At 69.7% G+C, this 20,846-nt stretch carries 22 protein-coding genes and 1 tRNA gene; 9 read left to right on the top strand and 14 right to left on the bottom strand.

Features of this window, described 5'->3' with window-relative positions:
- Nucleotides 1–811: carotenoid oxygenase family protein (locus A5701_RS19515; RefSeq protein WP_197505017.1), on the bottom strand; the 811-nt coding region annotated here is incomplete at its 3' end.
- A gap of 62 nt (nucleotides 812–873) precedes the next feature.
- Between A5701_RS19515 and A5701_RS19510 the strand changes: the two genes are divergently transcribed.
- Complete coding sequence (locus tag A5701_RS19510; protein ID WP_369807434.1) at nucleotides 874–1,560, top strand: TetR/AcrR family transcriptional regulator; 687 nt, start codon at nucleotides 874–876, stop codon at nucleotides 1,558–1,560.
- A 54-nt stretch (nucleotides 1,561–1,614) separates the two neighbouring features.
- Here the strand turns inward: A5701_RS19510 and rplL are convergent, their stop codons facing one another.
- From rplL to A5701_RS19485, 5 genes are all read right to left on the bottom strand, one after another.
- Nucleotides 1,615–2,007 (bottom strand): 50S ribosomal protein L7/L12, encoded by a 393-nt coding sequence (gene rplL, locus A5701_RS19505; RefSeq protein WP_055401244.1) that lies wholly within the window; start codon nucleotides 2,005–2,007, stop codon nucleotides 1,615–1,617.
- A gap of 43 nt (nucleotides 2,008–2,050) precedes the next feature.
- Nucleotides 2,051–2,668 carry a 50S ribosomal protein L10 gene (rplJ, locus tag A5701_RS19500; protein WP_067757458.1) on the bottom strand — a complete coding sequence of 206 codons (618 nt, stop codon included), beginning with the start codon at nucleotides 2,666–2,668 and terminating at the stop codon, nucleotides 2,051–2,053.
- A 257-nt stretch (nucleotides 2,669–2,925) separates the two neighbouring features.
- Entirely contained in the window at nucleotides 2,926–3,834 is a 909-nt protein-coding gene (locus A5701_RS19495) for an ROK family protein (protein WP_067757455.1), read from the bottom strand.
- Between the two features lie 5 nt (nucleotides 3,835–3,839).
- Complete coding sequence (locus A5701_RS19490) at nucleotides 3,840–4,448, bottom strand: malonyl CoA-ACP transacylase (protein WP_067757450.1); 609 nt, start codon at nucleotides 4,446–4,448, stop codon at nucleotides 3,840–3,842.
- On the bottom strand, nucleotides 4,445–8,599 hold the full coding sequence (locus A5701_RS19485; protein ID WP_067757447.1) for an NEW3 domain-containing protein: 4,155 nt from the start codon (nucleotides 8,597–8,599) through the stop codon (nucleotides 4,445–4,447). Before A5701_RS19485 ends, A5701_RS19490 begins: the two co-directional genes overlap by 4 nt.
- 40 nt (nucleotides 8,600–8,639) lie before the next feature.
- On the opposite strand from A5701_RS19485, the gene A5701_RS19480 reads away from it, so the two are divergent.
- The 8 genes from A5701_RS19480 to A5701_RS19445 all read left to right on the top strand — a co-directional run bounded on the left by A5701_RS19480 (nucleotide 8,640) and on the right by A5701_RS19445 (nucleotide 16,573).
- Nucleotides 8,640–9,233: a DinB family protein gene (locus A5701_RS19480; protein WP_067757446.1), complete on the top strand. Its 594-nt coding sequence runs from the start codon at nucleotides 8,640–8,642 to the stop codon at nucleotides 9,231–9,233.
- 144 nt (nucleotides 9,234–9,377) lie between these two features.
- Nucleotides 9,378–10,721 (top strand): AarF/ABC1/UbiB kinase family protein, encoded by a 1,344-nt coding sequence (locus A5701_RS19475; RefSeq protein WP_067757442.1) that lies wholly within the window; start codon nucleotides 9,378–9,380, stop codon nucleotides 10,719–10,721.
- Nucleotides 10,721–11,629 carry an alpha/beta fold hydrolase gene (locus tag A5701_RS19470; protein ID WP_067757439.1) on the top strand — a complete coding sequence of 303 codons (909 nt, stop codon included), beginning with the start codon at nucleotides 10,721–10,723 and terminating at the stop codon, nucleotides 11,627–11,629. The genes A5701_RS19475 and A5701_RS19470 overlap by 1 nt, the downstream gene beginning before the upstream one ends.
- 87 nt (nucleotides 11,630–11,716) lie before the next feature.
- Nucleotides 11,717–12,577, top strand: coding sequence for a cyclopropane mycolic acid synthase family methyltransferase (locus tag A5701_RS19465; protein ID WP_067757436.1), 861 nt, complete (start codon nucleotides 11,717–11,719; stop codon nucleotides 12,575–12,577).
- Between the two features lie 119 nt (nucleotides 12,578–12,696).
- Complete coding sequence (locus A5701_RS19460) at nucleotides 12,697–13,578, top strand: cyclopropane mycolic acid synthase family methyltransferase (RefSeq protein ID WP_067757435.1); 882 nt, start codon at nucleotides 12,697–12,699, stop codon at nucleotides 13,576–13,578.
- Nucleotides 13,579–13,658: 80 nt separating this feature from the next.
- Nucleotides 13,659–14,555 carry a hydroxymycolate synthase MmaA4 gene (gene mmaA4 / locus A5701_RS19455; protein WP_067757433.1) on the top strand — a complete coding sequence of 299 codons (897 nt, stop codon included), beginning with the start codon at nucleotides 13,659–13,661 and terminating at the stop codon, nucleotides 14,553–14,555.
- Nucleotides 14,556–14,650: 95 nt separating this feature from the next.
- Nucleotides 14,651–15,346, top strand: a complete 696-nt coding sequence (locus tag A5701_RS19450) for a YciI family protein (RefSeq protein WP_067757431.1) — start codon at nucleotides 14,651–14,653, stop codon at nucleotides 15,344–15,346.
- A gap of 9 nt (nucleotides 15,347–15,355) precedes the next feature.
- The gene (locus A5701_RS19445; protein WP_067757430.1) at nucleotides 15,356–16,573 is read left to right on the top strand and encodes an RNA polymerase sigma factor; all 1,218 of its coding nucleotides are present in this window, start codon (nucleotides 15,356–15,358) and stop codon (nucleotides 16,571–16,573) included.
- A gap of 12 nt (nucleotides 16,574–16,585) precedes the next feature.
- Here A5701_RS19445 and rplA read toward each other — a convergent pair whose 3' ends face one another.
- From rplA to hadA, 8 genes are all read right to left on the bottom strand, one after another.
- Entirely contained in the window at nucleotides 16,586–17,293 is a 708-nt protein-coding gene (gene rplA / locus A5701_RS19440) for a 50S ribosomal protein L1 (RefSeq protein ID WP_007167783.1), read from the bottom strand.
- Nucleotides 17,294–17,370: 77 nt separating this feature from the next.
- The gene (gene rplK / locus A5701_RS19435; RefSeq protein WP_066952006.1) at nucleotides 17,371–17,799 is read right to left on the bottom strand and encodes a 50S ribosomal protein L11; all 429 of its coding nucleotides are present in this window, start codon (nucleotides 17,797–17,799) and stop codon (nucleotides 17,371–17,373) included.
- A gap of 30 nt (nucleotides 17,800–17,829) precedes the next feature.
- Nucleotides 17,830–18,573: a transcription termination/antitermination protein NusG gene (gene nusG, locus A5701_RS19430; RefSeq protein WP_067757427.1), complete on the bottom strand. Its 744-nt coding sequence runs from the start codon at nucleotides 18,571–18,573 to the stop codon at nucleotides 17,830–17,832.
- 26 nt (nucleotides 18,574–18,599) lie between these two features.
- Nucleotides 18,600–19,055 carry a preprotein translocase subunit SecE gene (gene secE, locus A5701_RS19425; RefSeq protein WP_067757424.1) on the bottom strand — a complete coding sequence of 152 codons (456 nt, stop codon included), beginning with the start codon at nucleotides 19,053–19,055 and terminating at the stop codon, nucleotides 18,600–18,602.
- A 146-nt stretch (nucleotides 19,056–19,201) separates the two neighbouring features.
- Nucleotides 19,202–19,274 (bottom strand) — tRNA-Trp (locus A5701_RS19420).
- Nucleotides 19,275–19,418: 144 nt separating this feature from the next.
- A complete protein-coding gene (gene hadC, locus A5701_RS19415; protein ID WP_067757422.1) occupies nucleotides 19,419–19,916 on the bottom strand; it encodes a (3R)-hydroxyacyl-ACP dehydratase subunit HadC in 498 nt (165 codons plus the stop codon).
- 4 nt (nucleotides 19,917–19,920) lie between these two features.
- Nucleotides 19,921–20,349 (bottom strand): (3R)-hydroxyacyl-ACP dehydratase subunit HadB, encoded by a 429-nt coding sequence (gene hadB / locus A5701_RS19410; protein ID WP_067274995.1) that lies wholly within the window; start codon nucleotides 20,347–20,349, stop codon nucleotides 19,921–19,923.
- On the bottom strand, nucleotides 20,336–20,815 hold the full coding sequence (hadA, locus tag A5701_RS19405) for a (3R)-hydroxyacyl-ACP dehydratase subunit HadA (protein WP_067757420.1): 480 nt from the start codon (nucleotides 20,813–20,815) through the stop codon (nucleotides 20,336–20,338). Before hadA ends, hadB begins: the two co-directional genes overlap by 14 nt.
- Nucleotides 20,816–20,846 lie beyond the last annotated feature (31 nt).

Raw genomic sequence — 20,846 nt, 5'->3', positions numbered from 1 at the left:
TCCGGTTCATCAGGGCGTTGATCGGGCTCGGCACTCGCACGCGCCCGATCAGCGACTGCATCGCCAGCCGGGCCGGCAGGCCGAGCCAGCGGGGCATGGTCTGCGGCAGCGCCTGCACCGGGTCGAAGGTCACCGGCAGGTCGTAGATGACGACGTACTTCTCGGTCAGTGAGAAGTCGTGCATCATTGGCGACCCGGACACCTCGATGTCGACCGTGCGGCGGGCGCGGCCCCGGGTGTCGATCACCGAATACTGCACGGTGCGTCCGCGGGCGAACGAGTAAGAGACGGCGTGCAATTCGCCGGTGCGCGGGTCGCGGTGCGGATGGGCGGTGTAGCCGCCCGCCAGCGTGCCGTCGAAGTCGCAGGTGCCGACCGTGTCCAGCTCGTCGGTCAGCTCGTAGTTGGCCACCCCGCCCTCGACCAGCGCCAGGGTGCGCCCGGCGTGGGTCAAGACATTGGTGTTGGCGCCGAGCGAGAGCATGCCCGCCCGCGGGTCGAGCCGGCCCGGCGTCGCCTCGCCCAGGGCCGCGCACACCGACAGGCTGCGCACCCAGCGGTTGCGGTACCAGCGGGCACTGCCCCCGCTCAGCGCGACGCCGTGCACCATCCCGTCGCCGCTGAACCAGTGGTAGGTGGCCGGGTCGACCTCCTCGGCGGGGTTGGGACCGTTGCGCAGGTAGCGGCCGTCGAGGTGTTCGGGGATGCGTCCGGTGACCGGCAGGTCGGTCGCGGTCACCTCGGCGCCCACCGGCGCCAGCAGGCCCTCGAGGTACTGGTTCCGGGTTTCGGCGGTGTGCGCGACAGTCATCGCTGAGCTCCTATAACATTGATATGACGCTGTTATTTCGACGCTACGCCGCGGATGGGAGGATGGCAACGATGACTTCGGAATTGACTCAAGGGCAGCGCGGCGTCCGCGACGAGATGCTGCGCGCCGCGGTCGGCCTGCTGCACGAGCACGGCCCGGACGCGCTGCAGACCCGCAAGGTCGCCGGCGAGGCCGGAAGGTCGACGATGGCGGTGTACACCCACTTCGGCGGGATGCGCGGCCTGATCGCCGAGGTGGCCGAAGAGGGCTTGCGCCAGTTCGACGCCGCGCTGGCGGTGCCCGCGACCGACGATCCGGTCGCCGACCTGTTCGTCATCGGTGCGGCCTACCGGCGCTACGCCATCAGGCACCCGCACATGTATCGGCTGATGTTCGGCAGCACCAGCGCGCACGGCATCAACGCCCCCGCGGGCAACGTGTTGACGCTGACGGTCGACGAGATCGAGCAGGACGTGCCCGGCTTCGTGCACGTCGTCCGGGCGGTCCGCCGATCGATACTCGCCGGCCGCATCACCGCCTGCGCCCCGGACGACGACCCGACGATCGTCGCCACCGCGGCCCAGTTCTGGTCCCAGGTGCACGGCTTCGTGATGCTGGAGCTGGCCGGCTTCTACGGCGACGACGGCGCGGCCGTCGCGCCGGTGCTCATCTCGATGTTCACCAATTTGCTTGTAGCACTGGGTGATTCCGCCGAGCGGATCGCCCTGTCGGTGCAGTCCACGCGCTGAGGACCACGAAACCCCCGGGAGCCGCAGGGCGGTCCCGGGGGTTTCGGCGTGGAGCTACTTGACGGTGACGGTGGCGCCGGCGGCCTCGAGCTTGGTCTTGGCCTCGTCGGCGGCCTCCTTGGCGACCTTCTCCAGCAGCGGCTTGGGTGCGCCGTCGACCAGGTCCTTGGCCTCCTTGAGGCCCAGGCCGGAGACGATCTCGCGAACGACCTTGATGACGCCGATCTTCTTGTCGCCGGCGGCCTCGAGGATGACGTCGAACTCCGACTGCTCCTCGGCGGCCTCGGCGGGGGCGCCACCGGCGGCCGGGCCGGCCGCGGCGACGGCGACCGGGGCGGCCGCGGTGACCTCGAAGGTCTCCTCGAACTTCTTGACGAAGTCGGAGAGCTCCAACAGGGTCATTTCCTTGAAGGCGTCGAGCAGGTCGTCGGTGGACATTTTCGCCATGGTGTGGGTCCTTCCTTGTGTTCCCAGGTTTGCGGGTTGGTTTTTATTCGGCTTCGGCCGGTGCCTCGGCCGTTTCGGCCGGTGCCTCGGGGGTTTCTTCTGCGGGCGCCGCCGGGGCTTCCGCGACCGGAGCGGCGGGCTCCGGCTCGGCGGGCTTCTTTTCCTGCAGGGCGGCCAACAGGCGGGCCATCTGCGAGGTCGGGGCGGCGAACAGGCCGGCCGCCTTGGCGAGGTTGCCCTTCATGGCGCCGGCCAGCTTGGCCAGCAGCACCTCGCGCGACTCGAGGTCGGCGATGCGCTCGACCTCGGCGACGGTCAGCGCGCGACCGTCCATGTAGCCGCCCTTGATGACCAGCGCCTTGTTGTCCTTGGCGAAGGTCTTGATGGCCTTGGCAGCGTCGACCGGCTCGCCGGTGACGAATGCGATCGCGGTCGGCCCGGCGAACAGCTCGTCGAGGCCTTCGACGCCCGCCTCGGACGCCGCCCGCTTGATCAGCGTGTTCTTGGCCACCGAGTAGGTGGCCGAGCCGCTGAGCGACCGGCGCAGCTCGGCCAGGTTCGCCACGGTCAACCCGCGGTACTCGGTGATCAGGGTCGCGGTCGCCTCCCTGAACTGCTCGGCGATGTCGGCAACGGCGGTGGCTTTGTCAGCCCTGGCCATGCGTACCTCCTGAAGTGAAAGCCATGCGACGTGTCGTCTGTGATCACCCGTGGAACGACGAACGCCCCGGCGCAGGATGCGGCCGGGGCGTGAACGCACGCCGGCGCGGGCCGGCGCTGCTGCCTCGTCCTCCTGCGTGGGCCGCCGGGATGCTCCCGGACCTTCAACCGATTGCTCGGTGACCGACGGTCTTCGGTGGATCGGGCACCAGGATAGCCTGACCCGCCCCCGTCAGCCAAAACGGCGGCCGCGTGCGGTCAGCGCAGGCCGGCCAGCCTGGCCGCGCCGACCAGGCCCGCCTCGCCGCCGAGTTCGGCGGGCGCCACCCGCAGGCCGGCCAGGAAGTCCAGCCGGGCGTACTCGGCCAGCTTCTCCCGCAGGGGGTCGAAGAGCAGGCCACCGGAGTTGGCGACGCCTCCCCCGATGACGACGAGATCCAGGTCGCAGACCGCGCCGACCGAGGCGATCATCGCCGCGAGCGCGGTGGCACCCCGGCGGAATGCCCGGCCCGCCAACGGATCCCCGGCCGCCGCCGCGGCGGCCAGGTCGCGGGCGCCGGCCGAGGGCGGGGCGGACCACCCGTTGGCCCGCGCCCAGCGCACCATGGACGGCCCGGACGCGATCGCCTCGACGCAGCCGCGCCCGCCGCACACGCAGGGCGGACCGCCGTCCTCCACCACCACGTGCCCGACGTGGCCGGCGTTGCCGGTGCGGCCGGTGTACGGGACGCCGCCGAGCACCAGCCCGCCGCCCACCCCGGTGGACACCACCATGCCCAGCAGGAAGTCCGCGCCGCGGCCCGCGCCACGCCAGTGCTCGCCCAGCGCCATGCACAGGCCGTCGCCGCCGAGCCGCACGGGCACGCCCGGCACCGCGGCCGCGACGCGGTCGCGCAGCGGGAAGCGTTGCCAGCCTTTGATGTTGACGGGGCTGACGGTTCCGGCGCGCAGGTCGATGGGGCCGGCCGACCCGATGCCCACCGCGGCGACCGCACCGCCGGCCGCGCGCAGCGCGTCGGCGATCGTCGCATCGAGAGCGGCCCACACCTCCTCGGCCGCGCCGCCGCCCGGCGTGGGCCGGACGACGGTGTGCACCAGCGCGCCGTGGCGGTCGGCGAGGCCGGCGGCGATCTTGGTGCCGCCGATGTCCAGGCAGAGGGTGAGCATCGCGATCAGTGCCGGTGGGTGTTGTCGGGTTGGCGGGGGTCGCCGGGATGCTCGTAGCCGGGAGCGAGCCGCACCAGCGCGACCCGCCGCGCGTCCAGCCACACCCGGAAGGCGCGGCGGCGCGCGGCGCCGAGCAGATGGCCGGCGATCGCCGACCGCACGTCGTCCAGCGGCGGCGTGGCCGGCGGCGACCGCCAGCCGTGCGAATCGCGGCCGGGCGCGGCGAACCGCAGCGGGTTGCGGGCGTGGTAGGAGGCCACCTCCTCGTCGGGGACCCGCACGGCGGCGGTGACGTCGGCGAACAGCGCCCGCGCGCGGGGGTCGGCCAGCACGGCGGCCGCGACGCTGCCGATCTCCATCCGGGCCGTCGCGTCGGGCAGCAGCTCCTCCTCGCTCGGGGCGCCCCGCCCGCACAGGCCGCGGGCCTCGAACTCGGCGGCGACGACCCGCTCGGTCACGATCAGCTGGGTCAGCCAGCGCCGCAGTTGACGCCCCTCGGCGGTGCCGACGGCCGGCAGTGCGGCCGCGCCCCGCCGGGCGCGCAGCCGCGTTTCGGCGGCGTCGACCTCGTCGACCGGGACCGCAACACCGGCGACCGTCGCGACCTCGCTCATGTCACGGCCACCCTGATCGCCGGGGTGTAGACCAGCCGGCCGGCGCAGCCGACCCGAACCAGGGCCCACCACCGGCCCGGCTCCAGCCAGGGCGGCGGGGTCACCGAAAAACGGAGGCGGGCGCTGCCGCGGGCGGGCAGGACCGCGCCCGCCGCGGCGGGGCCCAGCCACTCCCAGGTTCCCCACGGGCTGATCAGATGAGCCTCGAGCGCGAGGTCCGCCCCGGCGCGGCTGCCGACCGTGACGGTCAGCGTCGCCGTGTCCCCGGCTGCCAACTCGACGTCGGCGGGCCCCTCGGCGAGGTAGATCAGCTCCCCCTCGTCGGTCGCGCCGACCTCGACGAGGCACACGTCCTCGACCGTCTGTCGCCACGCGGCCGGGGCCTCGTCGCCGGCGATGCGGAGCTGGGCCCTGACCGGGTAGCGCCCCGGGCGGGCGTGGGCGGGCACCGACACCGCCACGTCGGCCTCCCGGAAGTCGCCGCTGCGCAGCGTGAGGGGGAGTTCGTCGGGCTTGGCCGACCAGCCCTCCGGGCAGACCACGGTGACCGTGCCGGTCAGCGTGGCATCGCTGCAGTCGCTGACCGCGGTGAGCCGCAGCACGACCTCGCCGCCCGGCTCGGCGGGCGCCCGCACGGGATGCAGATGCGCGACGGCCGGCAGCCCACCCAGCGGCGCGGGGCCCCGGTTGTGCAGCCAATAGCGCGCGTACAACGGCTGGGCGGTTTCCGCGTGCGGGGCCAGCGCGACCGACGCCGCCGGCGCGCGCGGGGTATCGAAACGGGCCAGCACGGTGGCGACCTGGTAGCCGTGCAGGTCGAGCGGGCGGCCGTCGCGCGCGGTTTCGAGCAGGTCGGCCGGGCGGATGTCGGCGAGTTCGCCGACGTCGGAGCCGATCACCACGTCGGCCCGCTCGCCCGTCGTCTCCACCAGGCGCAGCGCCACCGCGCGCGGATCGACCGGCCGAGCGCTGCCCGCCGTGAGCGGGTTGCCGGCCGCCTTCAGGGCGGCCAGCTGCACCCGGTCGGCGGGTTCGACGCGCAGCAGTGACCCGGCCGCGGGCGCCGCGCCGCCCGCCCCGCCCGCGGGTACGGCGAGCAGCGGGTGGCCGAACTGCGCGCTGCGGCTCGGGATTTCGGCACGCCGCCAGTCACCGTCGCCGCAGACCAGCGCGTAATCGAAGGCGTGCGTCCAGTGCTGGAGTTGGAAGTTCGAGCCGTCCGGGGCGGTGCGGCGTGGCTCGTCGATCCAGGTGCCCGACGGCCAGCCGGTGCAGGAGCGCATCAACGCGGTGTGCAGCGTGCCCTCGGAGTCGACGGCGAAGCTGGGGACGCCGCGGTTGAGCAGGGCGACGGTGCGGTCGTCGAACTCGTCGGTGCCCGCCGGTGCCCGCTGGATGACGACGATTTCGGCGTCGCGGAGGTCGTCGGCCGCCGCCGCGATCGCGGCCGCCAGGCCCGGCTCGTCGCGGCCGGCGATCACCAGCACCGGCAGCGCCGCCGGCGCGCGCAGGTCGGCGCCGGGCACCCACACCTTCGCCAACGGCGCCGCGGCCGGCACCCAGACCGCGGCCCGGCCCGCCGTCGCCAACTGGCGGTCGAGCTCCTCGGCGTACACTGGATCGGCCTGCGCCAGCGCCGTCTTGGTGAAGGCGTTGCGGGCCGGCCCGCCCAGCGCGATCCGCACGTCGGGCAGGTTCGAATCGACGTCGAGGTCGCCGTAGCGGGACTTGTCCGCGCCGCTGCAGGTGGCCGTCACCCCGGCGCGCACCAGGGCGACCATCAGCTCGCGCGCCAGCGGTCCCGACACCGCCTCGTCCGGCGTCACCACCTCGGCCACCGAGATCGCCCGCACGGCCTGGCCGTGCGGCGGGCCCACCCGAACGCGCGCCGCCGACGACAGGCCGAACCAGCCGTAGGCCGGGTTGTCCAGCGTCCAGAGGTGCTGCGCGGTGTCCACCGAGCGGGCGCCGTCATGCAACAGGGCGAAGCCCCGCCCCACGACGGCGTCGCCCACCTCGCTGACCGGCATGGCGCCGGGCACCGGGCAGGGCCAGCGCAGCCGCACCAGCCGGTCGGCCCCGGTGAACTCGTCGATGGTGGTGCGGCAGTCCACCCGCTCGACGCCGTGCCACAGGGTGATGGTCTGCGTGTAGCGCAGCAGCGCGCCGATCCGGCCGGTGACGACCAGCCGCTGCCCCAACGGGCCGCGGAAGGCCCGCGCCCGGGCCGGCGACTCCGACGAACACACCACCGGCCCCTTCGGCAGTAGGTGCCACGGGCCCTCGCCCTGCGTCGGGTGCGACGGGTATTCCTCGTAGACGGCCAGCTCGTTGCCCACCCGGCCGTCGGCGATCAGCTCCCGGCCGCCGTCGCTGAGGGAAACCACTCCCCCGCCACGCGCCGGGTCGACCTCGACGCGGTAGCGCTCGCCGGCGATCGCCGCGCCGGGCACCTCCTCCCAGCCGGCCGGGCCGTCGCCGGGAACGAGCCGGTAGGCCCGCCAGCCCAGCGACGGCACGTCGCGCGCCAGCCAGCTGACCGTCCGGCCCTCGTCGCCGACGTGGGCGGGCAGCTCGCTGCCGTCGGTGTCGAGCACCCGCACCCCGGCCCCGAGTGGCGTGTCCAGCCGCGCGGTGACGATGTCGGTGCGCTGCCGCGACAACGGGTTCCACACCACGACGTCGCCGCCGAGCGCGCGGGACAACAGCGCCAGCGCGGCGTCGCGGGTCGCGCGGCCCAACTCCCACGCGTCGCGCCAGCCGGTCAGCAGGTCGAGGTACACCTGGTCGGACTCCGACCCGGTGATGGCGTCGTGATGCGCCCCGTACGCCAGCTGCACCCACGCCTTAGCCAGGGCGGCCTGCGGGTACTCGGCGCCGGCCGTCAGCCCGGCGAACACGGCGAACCGCTCGGCTTCCAGGACGGCGTTCTCCGCGGCCCGGTTGGCTTGCTTGGTGTCGATGTAGGACACGTCCTTGCCGGTGTAGATCGGGTTCATGTCGCGGGTCTGCGGCGACGGGACGTGCCCGCGCTCGGCCAACTCGGCGCGCACGGCCGCGAAGAACTCCCGCGGCAGCGCGCACACGAAGCGCGGCCAGGCGTAGCGAGCCGCCCAGTCGCGGTGGATGGCGGTGACCCACTTGTTCGGCGGCGTGTAGTCGGTACCGACCGGCAGCAGCACGTTGCGCGTCAGCGCGACCCGCTTGAGCCGACGGAACAGCGCGTAGGTGGCGTCCTCGGCTTCGGCCAGCGATGCCGACTCGTCCATCCCCCAGCCCGCCCCGTAGTGCGCGGGCATGTAGTGGGTCAGCAGTCCGCGGCCCGACGGCGCGATCCACTCGAACTCGCTGCAGAACTGCATGCGGTCGACGTCACCGCCCGGGCCCCACTGGTGGTGCGGACCCCGGGCCCACGAGCTCGACGTCAGGCCCGCGTCGGCGGCCATCCCGGGGAATTGCGGGTCGTGGCCGAACACGTCGAGCTGCCAGGCCGTGGCCGGGTCCGCGCCCAGGACGTGACGCTGAAACCCCATGCCGTGCACCAGGTTTCGGATGGTGGTCTCCGGGCCGGTGAGGTTCGTGTTGGGTTCGTTGTAGGTGCCGCCCATCACCTCCACGCGGCCCTGCGCCAGGAAGCGGCGCAGGTCGGCGCGGTCCTCGGGGTGGGTGTCCCAATACGGCTTGAGGTAGTCGACCTCGGCCAGCACGAACTTGTACTCCGGCTCGCGGCGGGCCATCTCCAGGTGCGCGTGGACCAGCTCGAAGCTGTTGGTCTGCCGGCCCGGCGGGTCGGAGACCCACTCGCTGGTGTACGCGCCCTGGGTGTTCCACCACACCGGGTCGTAGTGGAAGTGACTGACCATGAACATCGTCCAGCCGGGCTCGGCCACGACGAACTCGAACGGCTGCCGGGCGCCGGCGGCCAGTGCCCGCGTCGCCCGCCGCTGCCCGACGACCGGGCGGTCCACCCGGACCGGGACCTCGACGACCTCGTCGCCGGCAACGGCCACCGCCTCCCCGCTCACGCCGTCCCCGTCGATGCGGATCGGCGTCGGCTCGGTCACCGCGGAGACGGTCACCCGCGCCAGCTGCACCGGAGCGTCCGGCGGCCCGACGAACAGCTCGGTCGAGTGGGCCGAAACCAGCTGCATCCCCGCACTTTACGGCCTGCCGGCCATCTACGATCGGCTAATGCCCGCCCTCGCCCCGCCGGTCTCCGACGAACGCAGCGCCCTGCGCGAGTACCTGGCGTTCCACCAGAGCGCCTACTTCTCGGTCAGCTACGGCCTCACCGATGAACAGGCCCGGTCCACCCCCTCGGTCAGCGCGCTGTCGATCGGCGGGCTTATCAAGCACGTCACCGCGATGCAGCGCAGCTGGATGGGACGCGTCGCCGCCGCGCCGGGCGCGCCGCCGAAAGACCCGCGACCGTTCGAGCAGATCGCGCAGGAGTTCGCCGACCAGCACGTGATGCGGCCGGACGAGACGCTGGACGGGTTGCTGCGGGCCTTCGAAGAACAGAACGCGGAATCGCTGCGGTTGGTGGAGACCGCGGACCTCGACGCCGCGGTGCCGGTGCCGAAGGACATCCCCTGGTTCCCGAAGAACCAGGAGGCCTGGTCGGTGCGCTGGGTGATCCTGCACGTCATCAACGAGCTGGCCCGGCACGCCGGGCACGCCGACATCGTCCGCGAATCCATCGACGGCGCCACCATGTACGAGTTGATCGCGGCGCTGGAGGGCTGGGCGATCGAGGGCTGGGTGCAACCCTGGGCGAAACCCTGATCGCGGGCCCGCACCGAACGTGCACTCAGGGCGAAATTCGGGCCGGTTTTTCGCCATGAATGCACGCTCGGCGCTCCGCAGTTTCCGGTGAGCGCCGTCACAGCGAATTGGGCCTCGACACCGCCGATTTGGCAGACTGCTGGAATGAGCTCTACCAAACATCGAGACGTGGCCAGGCTTGACCGGGTGCCGCTGCCGATCGAAGCGGCCCGGGTGGCCGTCACCGGTTGGCAGGTCACCCGCACCGCCGCGCGCGTCATCACCAAGCTGCCGGGCAAGGGTCCGTGGCAGCAGAAGGTGATCAAGCAGCTCCCGCAGACCTTCGCCGACCTCGGCCCGACGTATGTGAAATTCGGGCAGATCATCGCGTCCAGCCCCGGGGCGTTCGGCGAATCGCTGTCCCGCGAGTTCCGCGGCCTGCTCGACCGGGTGCCGCCCGCCGACACCGAGGAGGTGCACAAGCTGCTCGTCGAGGAACTCGGCGGCGACCCCGCCGAGCTGTTCGCCAAGTGGGAGGAGGAGCCGTTCGCGTCGGCGTCCATCGCCCAGGTGCATTACGCGACGCTGCACACGGGGGAAGAGGTCGTCGTCAAGATCCAGCGCCCGGGCATCCGCCGCCGCGTCGCGGCCGACCTGCAGATCCTCAAGCGCTTCGCCCAGGCCGTCGAGCTGGCCAAGCTGGGCCGCCGGCTCTCCGCGCAGGACGTGGTCGCCGACTTCTCCGACAACCTGGCCGAGGAGCTGAACTTCCGCCTCGAGGCGCAGTCGATGGACGCATGGGTCTCGCACCTGCACGCCTCGCCGCTGGGCCGCAACATCCGGGTCCCGCAGGTGCACTGGGACTTCACCTCCGAGCGGGTGCTGACGATGGAGCGGGTGCACGGCATCCGCATCGACGACGTCGCCGCCATCCGCAAGGCCGGGTTCGACGGGACCGAGCTGGTCAAGGCGCTGCTGTTCTCGCTCTTCGAGGGCGGGCTGCGGCACGGCCTGTTCCACGGGGACCTGCACGCGGGCAACCTCTACGTCGACGACGAGGGCCGCATCGTGTTCTTCGACTTCGGGATCATGGGCCGCATCGATCCCCGCACCCGCTGGCTGCTGCGCGAGCTGGTCTACGCGCTGCTGGTGAAGAAGGACCACGCCGCGGCGGGCAAGATCGTGGTGCTGATGGGCGCCGTCGGCACCATGAAGCCCGAGGCCCAGGCCGCCAAGGACCTGGAGCGCTTCGCCACCCCGCTGACCATGCAGACGCTGGGCGACATGTCCTACGCCGACATCGGGCGGCAGCTGTCGGCCCTGGCCGACGCCTACGACGTGAAGCTGCCCCGCGAGCTGGTGCTGATCGGCAAGCAGTTCCTCTACGTCGAGCGATACATGAAGCTGCTGGCGCCGAAGTGGCAGATGATGTCCGACCCGCAGCTGACCGGCTACTTCGCGAACTTCATGGTCGAGGTGAGCCGCGAGCACCAGTCAGAAGAGGTCTGATGGAGGTCCGCACCGGGCACGCCACCTCGGACGGCGAGGTGAAGCTGTACTACGAGGACATGGGCGACATCGACCACCCGCCCGTGCTGCTGATCATGGGGCTGGGCGCCCAGCTGGTGCTGTGGCGAACCGCCTTCTGCGAGCGGCTGGTCGACCACGGGCTGCGCGTGATCCGGTACGACAACCGCGACGTCGGCCTGTCGAGTAAGACCCGGCACCGCGGTTCGGGCCAGCCGCTGGTGACGCGGTTGGCCCGCTCCTGGCTGGGGCTGCCGAGCGACGCGCCGTACAAGCTCGAGGACATGGCCGACGACGCCGCGGCCGTCCTGGATCACCTGGGGATCGAGCACGCACACATCGTGGGTGCGTCGATGGGCGGCATGATCGCCCAGATCTTCGCCGCACGATTCCGCGAGCGGACCAAGACCCTGGGCGTCATCTTCTCCAGCAACAATTCGGCCTGCCTGCCGCCGCCCGGCCCCCGCCAGTTGCTCGCGCTGATCAAGGGCCCGGCGCCGGACTCGCCACGCGACGTGATCGTCGACAACGCGATCCGGGTCAGCAAGATCATCGGCAGCCAGCGCTACCTGGCGCCCGAGGAGCAGCTGCGGGCCGAGGCCATCGAGAGCTACGAACGCAGCTACTACCCGTGGGGTGTCGCCCGGCACTTCGACGCCGTGCTGGGCAGCGGCAGCCTGAAGCACTACAACCGGCGCACCGCCGCACCGACCGTGGTGATCCACGGCCGGGCCGACAAGCTGATGCGCCCCTTCGGGGGCCGCGCGGTGGCCAGGGCCATCGACGGCGCTCGATTGGTGTTATTCGACGGGATGGGACATGATCTGCCACAGCAGTTGTGGGATCAGGTGATCGGCGTGCTGACGAGCAACTTCGCCAAGGCGAGCTGAGCCAAAATCACTCGAACGAAACGCTTCCCCTACGATCTCAGTCCGAGTCGCCGGGTTGTACGGTTGTCAAAGGAGGTGGGTCCACCAATGGCCAAGCTGAAGCCGTATTACGAAGAGTCGCAGGCAACCTACGACATTTCAGACGACTTCTTCGCGCTGTTTCTCGACCCCAACATGGTGTACACCTGCGCGTACTACAAAAACGACGACATGACGCTGGAAGAGGCGCAGCTGGCCAAGCTCGACCTGGGGCTGGACAAGCTGAAGCTCGAGCCGGGAATGACGGTGCTCGACGTCGGTTGTGGCTGGGGCGGGGCCGTGGTCCGCGCGGTCGAGAAGTACGACGTCAACGTCATCGGCATCACGCTCAGCCGCAACCATTACGCCCGCACCAAGGAGAGGCTGGCCGCGATCGGAACGACGCGGCGGGCCGAGGCCCGGCTGCAGGGCTGGGAAGAATTCGACGAGCAGGTCGACCGGATCATGAGCTTCGAGGCCTTCGACGCCTTCAAAAAGGAACGCTGGCCCGCCTTCTGGGATTGGGCGTACAAGACGCTGCCCGATAACAGCCGGATGATGATGCACAGCATCTTCACCTATCCGCAGTCGTCGTGGAAGGATCGCGGCATTCAAATCACGATGTCGGATCTGCGTTTCTTCCATTTCCTGGGAAAGGAAATCTTCCCCGGCGGCCAGATGTGCGGCGAGACCGATATCGTCGACCTCGCGCAAGCCAGCGGCTTCTCGATCGAGCAGGTCCAATACCTGCAGCCGCATTACGCCCGGACGCTGGACACCTGGGCCGCCAATCTGGAGGCCAACCGCGAACAGGCCATCGCCATCCAGTCCGTCGAGGTCTACGACCGCTTCATGCGCTACCTGACCGGCTGCGCGGACCTGTTCCGCAAGGGCATCTCGAACGTCGCCCAATACACGCTCACCAAGTAGCGGCCGGCGCGCAAAAACTCCGGCGCACGCGCGCGCCGCTGCGCCGTTTCGGGTCCCCGGCGAGTACCGTCCCCGAGTGGGCGGCCACCCCATCGGTGCCCGTCCCCTGGGGAGGACAGATGTCTGACAACCCGGCCGGCGCTGCGCGTGCGCGATCCAACTCGGACGACGTGCGGGCGCACTACGACCTCTCGAACGAATTCTTCGCGCTCTTCCAGGATCCGACCCGGACATATAGCTGCGCGTACTTCCCCCGCGCGGACATGACCCTTCAGGAAGCGCAGCTGGCCAAGCTCGACCTGACCCTGGACAAGCTCGGGCTCCAGCCGGGGATGACCCTGCTCGACGTCGGCTGCGGCTGGGGTTCGGCGCTCAAACGCGCCGTGGAGCGCTACGACGTCAACGTCGTCGGGTTGACCCTGTCCAGGAACCAGCACGCATTCTGCCAGCAGATGCTCGACGGGATCGACACCCACCGGTCGCGGCGGGTACTGCTGTGCGACTGGTCCGAGTTCAGCGAACCGGTGGACCGCATCGTCACCATCGAGGCGTTGGAGCACTTCGGCTTTCACCGCTACGACGACTTCTTCAAGTTCGCCTACACCTCGCTGCCCGGCGACGGCGTGATGCTGCTGCACTCGATCACCGGGTTGCACGGAAAGCAGGTCATCGAGCGCGGCCTGCCGCTGACGATCGAGGTCGCCAAGTTCATCAGGTTCATCGTGACCGACATCTTCCCGGGCGGCCGCCTGCCGATGATCGAAACCATCGAGCAGCACGCGGCGAAGGTCGGCTTCGGGGTCACCCGCGTGCAGTCGCTACGGGCCGACTTCGCCAGGACCCTCGATCTGTGGGCTGAGGCCCTGCGAGCGCGCAGGGAGGAGGCCGTCGAGATCCAGTCCGAGGAGGTGTACGAGCGCTACATGCGGTACCTGACGGGCTGTGCCAGGGCTTTCCGTACGGGCTACATCGACTGCAACCAATTCACGCTGCAAAAGTAAGGTTGGGTATCGTTGCACGTCACACCCGAGGCAAGTGCGCGGGAAATACGCAGTGAACTTCATCCAGGAGAACAAGACTAATGGCTGATCAACCGGCTAGCCCGACGAAGATTCGGACGGCTCCCGAGGACATCCAGGCGCACTACGACGTCTCCGACGACTTCTTCGCCCTGTTCCAGGACCCGACGCGGACCTACAGCTGCGCCTACTTCGCGCGCGACGACATGACGCTGGAAGAGGCGCAATACGCCAAGATCGACCTGAACCTGGACCAGCTGGACCTCAAGCCGGGCATGACCCTGCTGGACATCGGCTGCGGCTGGGGCACCACCATGAAGCGCGCCGTCGAGCGGTTCGACGTCAACGTCATCGGTCTGACGCTGTCCAAGAACCAGCACGCCCGCTGCGAGCAGGTGTTGGCGTCGATCGACAGCGACCGTTCGCGCCAGGTCCGGCTGCAGAACTGGGAGGACTTCAACGAGCCCGTCGACCGCATCGTGTCGATCGAGGCCTTCGAGCACTTCGGGCACGAGAACTACGACGACTTCTTCAAGCGGACGTTCGACATCATGCCCGAGGACGGCCGGATGACCGTGCAGAGCAGTGTCAGCTTCCACCCGTACGAACTGGCCGCCCGCGGCAAGAAGCTGACCTTCGAGACGGCGCGGTTCATCAAGTTCATCATCACCGAGATCTTCCCGGGTGGCCGGCTGCCGTCCACCCAAATGATGGTCGACCACGGCGAGAAGGCGGGCTTCGTTGTGCCCGAACCGCTTTCGCTGCGTCCGCACTACATCAAGACGCTGCACATCTGGGGTGACAACCTCGAGGCGAACAAGGACAAGGCCATCGAGGTGACCTCCGAAGAGGTCTACAACCGCTACATCAAGTACCTGCGCGGGTGCGAGCACTACTTCACCGACGAGGCGCTCGACGTCAGCCTGGTGACGTACCTGAAGCCGGGAGCCGTCAGCTGATTTTCGCCGCCCCTGTCGGATTAGGGCTGCGTCGTTCGTCGGATAGGTAGAGAGTGGAGCACGGGGCTTCGCTCGCTATCTGGAGGTGACGAGACATGCAGTACTTCGCCTTGTTGATCAGCAGGGAACAAGATCGCGCGCCCGAAGGCCCGGACGCGATGGCCGCCTGGGGGAAGTTCCACGCCAAGGCCGGCGCGGCGATCAAATCCGGGGACGCCCTGGCGCCCGCCGCCGCCGCGGCGGTCATCACCGGGGGCCCGGACGCGCCGGTGGTCACCGACGGACCCTTCGCCGAATCGGCCGAGGTGGCCTGCGGCTTCTACCTGTTCGAGGCCGAAAACCTCGACGAGGCGCTGGCGTTGGCGCGCGACGTCCCGCTCGCCACGTTCGGCGCGGTCGAGGTGTGGCCCACGGTGCACTCGGTCGAGCTGTCCCGCGAGCTCACCGGCAACGACTGGCTCGCGCTGCTTCTGGAGCCGGCCGAATCCGCGCACACCCCGGGCACACCGGAGTGGGAGGCGGTGGCGGCGAAGCACGCCGATCTCCACGCGGCCGCGGGTGATCACATCATCGGCGGCGCCGCGTTGCACGATCGGTCCACGGCGACGACCGTGCGGGTGCGCGACGGCGAGGTTTTGATCACCGACGGTCCCTACGTGGAGGGCGCCGAAATCGCCACCGGGATCTACCTGTTGAGTGCCGCGGACCGCGAAGAGGCCGTCAAGCTGGCGTCGATGATCCCCGCCTCGACGGTGCAGGTGCGGCAGCTGGCTGGGCTCTCGGGGCTCTGAGCGACGCCGGTGTCCGACCTGGACGGCGTCTTTCGTCGGGAATGGGGGCCCGCCGTCGCCGCGCTCGCGCGGTGGTCCGGCGACCTCACCGTCGCGGAGGACGCCGTCCAGGAAGCCTGCGCCGAGGCGCTTCGCAGCTGGGGCCGCGACGGTCCGCCGGACAATCCCGGCGGCTGGCTGGTGACCGTCGCCCGCAACCGGGCGCGCGATCGCCTGCGTCGCGAAACCATCCGCCCCGGAAAGGAATTGGCGGCCGTGATCGACGAAATCCGGGCGCGCACCGATCACACCGACCCGTCTCCGGTGCGCGACGACGAACTGCGGATGATGTTCACCTGCGCGCACCCCGCCCTGGACCGCCAGTCGCAGCTGGCGCTAACCCTGCGGCTGGTGTCGGGGTTGACCGTCACCGAGATCGCCCGCGCGCTGTTGCAGACCGACGCGGCGATCGGCCAGCGGATCACGCGCGCCAAGAGCAAGATTCGGCACGCGAACATCCCGCTGCGGGTGCCGCCGGCCGAGCTGCTGGGTGAGCGCACCCCGCACGTGCTGGGTTGCGTGTATTCGGTGTTCACCGAGGGGTATTGGTCGACGGCCGGCCCGTCGGCGATCCGCGACGAACTGTGCGACGAGGGGATCCGGCTGGCTGGCGAGTTGTGCGCGCTGATGCCGCAGGAACCCGAGGCCCACGCGCTGGCCGCCCTGATGCTGCTGCACGATTCGCGGCGAGCCACGCGGGTGGGCGACACCGGGATGCTGGTGCCGCTCGAGGAGCAGGACCGCCGCCGGTGGGACCGCGGCCGCATCGCCCGGGGCCTGGATCGGCTTCGCCTGGCCGAGGGATCGACCGGCCCCTACCTCCCGCAGGCGGTGATCGCCGCGGTGCACGCGACGGCGCCCTCCTGGGAGAAGACGGACTGGGCCACCATCTGCGCGGCCTACGACCGGTTGGTGCGGCTGACCGATTCGCCGGTCGTGCGCGCCAACCGCGCCCTGGCGGTCGGATTCCGCGACGGCCCGGACGCCGGCCTGGCCGCCCTGGATGAGGTGGCGCACGACGCCCGGTTAAGCCGCTCCAACCTGGTCGCGACGGTGCGCGCCGACCTGCTGCGGCGCGCCGGCAGGCCAGCCGATGCCGTCATCTGGTACCGAGAAGCGTTGGCGGTCAACGGTTCCGAGCCGAGCCGCGAGTTCCTGCGGCGGCGCATCGCTGAGTGCGGCGGGTAGCCGCCCCGCGACTCAGGCCTCGGCGAAGTTCCGGGTGACCGACGGGTCCACCGGGATGCCCGGGCCCGTGGTCGTCGACACGGTGATCTTCTTCAGGTAACGGCCCTTCGAGGCGGACGGCTTGAGCCGCAGCACCTCGTCGAGGGCGGCGCCGTAGTTCTCCGCGAGGGCCTTCTCGTCGAAGGACGCCTTGCCGATGACGAAGTGCAGGTTGGCCTGCTTGTCGATGCGGAAGTTGATCTTGCCGCCCTTGATGTCGGCCACCGCCTTCGCGACGTCCGGGGTGACGGTACCCGTCTTGGGGTTGGGCATCAGGCCGCGCGGGCCCAGGACACGGGCGATGCGCCCGACCTTGGCCATCTGGTCGGGCGTCGCGATCGCGGCGTCGAAGTCCAGGAAGCCGCCCTGGATCTTCTCGATCAGGTCGTCGCTGCCGACGATGTCGGCCCCGGCGGCCTGCGCCTGCTCGGCCTTGTCGCCGACCGCGAACACCGCGACCCGGGCGGTCTTACCGGTGCCGTGCGGCAGGTTGACCGTGCCGCGGACCATCTGGTCCGCCTTGCGCGGGTCGACGCCGAGCCGGATCGCCACCTCGACCGTCGCGTCCTGCTTGGCCGACGCGGTCTCCTTGGCGAGCTTGGCCGCCTCCAGCGGGCTGTACAGGTTGTTGCGGTCCACCTTCTCGGCGGCGGCGCGGTATGCCTTGCTGTTCTTGCTCATTCGATCAATCCAATCTCGTGGTTGGTTGTGGTTAGTCGGGCCGAAGCTGGCCCTCCCACGTCTAGCTGTGTTCGTCCCTATTCGACGGTGATCCCCATCGACCGGGCGGTGCCGGCGATGATCTTGGCGGCCGCGTCGATGTCGTTGGCGTTGAGGTCGGTCTTCTTGGTCTCGGCGATCTCGCGAACCTGGTCCCAGGTGACCTTGGCGACCTTGGTCTTGTGCGGCTCGGCCGAGCCCTTGCCCACGCCCGCGGCCTTGAGCAGCAGCTTGGCGGCCGGCGGCGTCTTGAGCGCGAAGGTGAAGCTGCGGTCCTCGTAGACCGTGATCTCCACCGGGATGACCTGGCCGCGCTGGTTCTCCGTGGCAGCGTTGTAGGCCTTGCAGAACTCCATGATGTTGACGCCGTGCTGGCCGAGCGCGGGTCCGACCGGCGGGGCGGGGTTGGCCTGCCCGGCCACGATCTGCAGCTTGATCAGCCCAACGACTTTCTTCTTCGGGGCCATGGGTGTTGGTGTTCCTTCCTAGCTAACGTTCTAAATCTTCGAAACTTGGCTGAACGTCAATTCCACCGGCGTCTCGCGGCCGAAGATCGACACCAGCACCTTGAGCTTCTGCTGCTCGCCGTTGACCTCGCTGATGGTCGCGGGCAAGGTCGCGAACGGCCCGTCCATGACCGTCACCGACTCGCCGACCTCGTAGTCGACCTCGACGGCCGGCCGCTCCAGCCCGCCGGCCTCGGCGGCGGCGGCGGTGGTGGCCGCGCCCTTGGCGGCCTTCTTGGCCGCGCCACGCGGCAGCAGGAACTTGACCACGTCGTCAAGCGTCAGGGCCGACGGCCGCGACGTCGCGCCGACGAACCCGGTGACGCCCGGGGTGTTGCGGACCGCGGCCCACGAGTCGTCGGTCAGGTCCATGCGCACCAGGATGTAGCCCGGCAGCACCTTGCGGTTGACCTGCTTGCGCTGGCCGTTCTTGATCTCGGTGACCTCTTCGGTGGGCACCTCGACCTGGAAGATGTAGTCGCCGACGTCCAGGTTTTGCACGCGGGTCTCGAGATTGGCTTTGACCTTGTTCTCGTATCCCGCGTAGGAGTGGATCACGTACCAGTCACCCGGCTTGCTGCGCAGCTCCGCCTTGAGCGCGGCCGCCGGGTCGACCTCTTCGGTCGACTCCTCGGGGGCTTCGGCCGCCGAGGTTTCCGTGGTCTCGGCGTCCTCGGTGCGCTCTTCTACGTCGACCGCTTCACCCGCGGACGTGTCACCGTCGAAGGTAGTCACGGTTTTCAGTCCTCTCTATCCATCGCTCAGCCGAACACCAGCAGCACGAGCTTGGTGAGGCCGAAATCCGCGAGGCCGACCAGCGCCACCATGAAGGCCAGGAACGCCAGCACCACCGACGTGTAGGTGATCATCTGCTTGCGGTTCGGCCAGATGACCTTCCGCATCTCCGCAACCACCTGCTTGAGGTAGTTGAAGACGAAGACGAACGGGTTGGCCGAACGGTCTCCGGGCTTCTTCGGCTTCTTGCCCTTCTTGGCCTTCTTGGCTTTGGCGCCCTTGTCCTCCTTGGCGGCCTCGGCCTCGTCCGCCGACTCTACGTCGACGTCCTCGCCCGCGTCGGCCACCCGCTGCCGGGATCGTTTGCCGGTCGGGCGCTGCGGCCGCGTCACCACAGCGGTCCGGCCGCCGCTCGCGCGGTCGTCCTCCCTGTCGGCGCCGTCGCTTGTGGCGTCGTTGGCAGCGTCGCCTTCGTCGCTCACCGCATGCTCCTTAAGTTTGCCGGTCTCCCGCGGGCCGTCCCGTGGTGAACGGCCACTATTCCAGTGTCCACCATGGCACGCCTTTCTATTGTCCGGCTCCTCCTCGGGCCGGGGCGGCCCGCATCGTCGCCAGACGTCGCGTTCAGCAGGGGCGACAGGACTTGAACCTGCAACCTGCGGTTTTGGAGACCGCTGCTCTGCCAGTTGAGCTACGCCCCTTCGCGGTTGGCAGGCCAACCTGCGCTTACCTACCGGGGCTTACATGACACGCGCGCCCCCCGGTTGCTCGAATCCCGGAAAGCGCGCTAATGCTGGGAAAACCCCGAGGTCCGAGTGTACATCGACGCGCGAGCCAGATACTAATTACGCCGTTCTCATGACCTGGCCGGACTCCGGGTCCCATTTGAGGTTCTCCGACTCGGCGTACTGACTCATCAGCGTGGTGTAGGACTGCAGGACCACCCGGCCCTGATCGTCGGTGCAGGTGTTCCTGGTGACGACGATGTCGGCGCCGAACCGCTCGTCGACCGAGTGGATGTCCATCCGGGCCCACAGCTTGTCGCCGGCCTTGATCGGCCTGGAGAACACGAACCGCTGGTCGACCTGGACGATCACCAGGTTTTCCATGCCGATGTCGACGTGGCGGAAGAAGTCCAGCTGGACCAGCTTGGCGAAGATCGTCGCGAAGGTCAGCGGCGCCAGGATCGCGTCGTGGCCGAGTTCGGCGGCCGCGTCCTCGTCGTAGTGGGCCGGGTGGCGGTCCTTGACGGCCAACGCGAATTGGCGGAGTTGTTCGCGGCCCACGACGAAGTAGTCCGGGTACCGCCAGATCATCCCGCGGATGTCGGTCTTGAGCGCCATGGGCTTAAGCGAGGGTCGCGGACGCGATGGCCCTGCCGAAGATCTTCTTGCCGCCGGTGGTGGCCGTCAACGCGATGGTCACGGACTTGGTCTCCGGGTCAGCCGACTTCACCCGGCCGTTGAAGACCAGCTCGGCGCCCTTGCCGTCGTTCGGCACCGGCACCACCGCGGTGAACCGCACGTTGTACTCGGTGACCGCGCCGGGGTCGCCGATCCACGCGGTGACATAGCCGCCGCCGATGCCCATGGTCAGCATGCCGTGCGCGATCGCGGTGTCCAGGCCGACGACCTTGGCCATCTCGTCGTCCCAGTGGATCGGGTTCAGGTCACCCGAGACGCCCGCGTAATTCACCAGGTCCTGACGGGTCAGCGGGTAGGTCCGCTCCGGGAGCTGATCGCCCACCTTCACCGAGCTGAACTCACGCAGTGGCATCAGAAAATCCCTCTTCTCCATCCTCGCCCGCACGGCCCGCCAGGGTCGTGTAGGTCTCTTGCACAACATCACCGGCCTCGTTGGTGATGATGTTCTTGGTCACGATGATCTGGGTGCCGTGCGAAACCCGCATCGAGTCGACGTAGACGTCGCAGTACAGCGTGTCGCCCGCCACGATCGGCGCCATGAACTTCAGCACCTGGTCGACCTGCACGATCTGCGCGTCGTGGACGGCAACGTTCGCGTGCTTGAAGAACGCCGACTGCGCCTTGTAGCCGAATACGCAGATGAACGTCAGCGGCGCCAGCAGGCCGGCATAGCCCAGCTCCGCGGCCGCCTTCTCCTCGAGGAACATGGCGTCGTCGTTCTGCACGGCGACGGCGTACTCACGGATCTTCTCCCGCTCCACGACGTAATGGTCGGGATAGCGGTAGTGCATCCCGACGATGCTCTCGCTTAACGGCACGGCTCTAAAATCTACCTAGTCAGGGGCGAAT

Source organism: Mycobacterium sp. E3305 (genome assembly GCF_001666785.1).
GTDB lineage: Bacteria > Actinomycetota > Actinomycetes > Mycobacteriales > Mycobacteriaceae > Mycobacterium.
The sequence above is the reverse complement of the archived record's forward strand: the minus strand, read 5'-3'. Positions and strand labels throughout refer to the sequence as shown.

Bases quoted from the DNA above. Each gene is read 5' to 3' on its own strand.
- A5701_RS19490 (WP_067757450.1), bottom strand. From the start codon at position 4,448: ATGAGCGAGGTCGCGACGGTCGCCGGTGTTGCGGTCCCGGTCGACGAG.
- A5701_RS19450 (WP_067757431.1), top strand. From the start codon at position 14,651: ATGCAGTACTTCGCCTTGTTGATCAGCAGGGAACAAGATCGCGCGCCC.
- A5701_RS19510 (WP_369807434.1), top strand. From the start codon at position 874: ATGGCAACGATGACTTCGGAATTGACTCAAGGGCAGCGCGGCGTCCGC.
- A5701_RS19470 (WP_067757439.1), top strand. From the start codon at position 10,721: ATGGAGGTCCGCACCGGGCACGCCACCTCGGACGGCGAGGTGAAGCTG.
- A5701_RS19460 (WP_067757435.1), top strand. From the start codon at position 12,697: ATGTCTGACAACCCGGCCGGCGCTGCGCGTGCGCGATCCAACTCGGAC.
- A5701_RS19480 (WP_067757446.1), top strand. From the start codon at position 8,640: ATGCCCGCCCTCGCCCCGCCGGTCTCCGACGAACGCAGCGCCCTGCGC.
- A5701_RS19475 (WP_067757442.1), top strand. From the start codon at position 9,378: ATGAGCTCTACCAAACATCGAGACGTGGCCAGGCTTGACCGGGTGCCG.
- hadC (WP_067757422.1), bottom strand. From the start codon at position 19,916: ATGGCGCTCAAGACCGACATCCGCGGGATGATCTGGCGGTACCCGGAC.
- mmaA4 (WP_067757433.1), top strand. From the start codon at position 13,659: ATGGCTGATCAACCGGCTAGCCCGACGAAGATTCGGACGGCTCCCGAG.
- A5701_RS19495 (WP_067757455.1), bottom strand. From the start codon at position 3,834: ATGCTCACCCTCTGCCTGGACATCGGCGGCACCAAGATCGCCGCCGGC.
- A5701_RS19485 (WP_067757447.1), bottom strand. From the start codon at position 8,599: ATGCAGCTGGTTTCGGCCCACTCGACCGAGCTGTTCGTCGGGCCGCCG.
- rplA (WP_007167783.1), bottom strand. From the start codon at position 17,293: ATGAGCAAGAACAGCAAGGCATACCGCGCCGCCGCCGAGAAGGTGGAC.
- rplK (WP_066952006.1), bottom strand. From the start codon at position 17,799: ATGGCCCCGAAGAAGAAAGTCGTTGGGCTGATCAAGCTGCAGATCGTG.
- A5701_RS19465 (WP_067757436.1), top strand. From the start codon at position 11,717: ATGGCCAAGCTGAAGCCGTATTACGAAGAGTCGCAGGCAACCTACGAC.
- rplL (WP_055401244.1), bottom strand. From the start codon at position 2,007: ATGGCGAAAATGTCCACCGACGACCTGCTCGACGCCTTCAAGGAAATG.
- hadB (WP_067274995.1), bottom strand. From the start codon at position 20,349: ATGCCACTGCGTGAGTTCAGCTCGGTGAAGGTGGGCGATCAGCTCCCG.
- rplJ (WP_067757458.1), bottom strand. From the start codon at position 2,668: ATGGCCAGGGCTGACAAAGCCACCGCCGTTGCCGACATCGCCGAGCAG.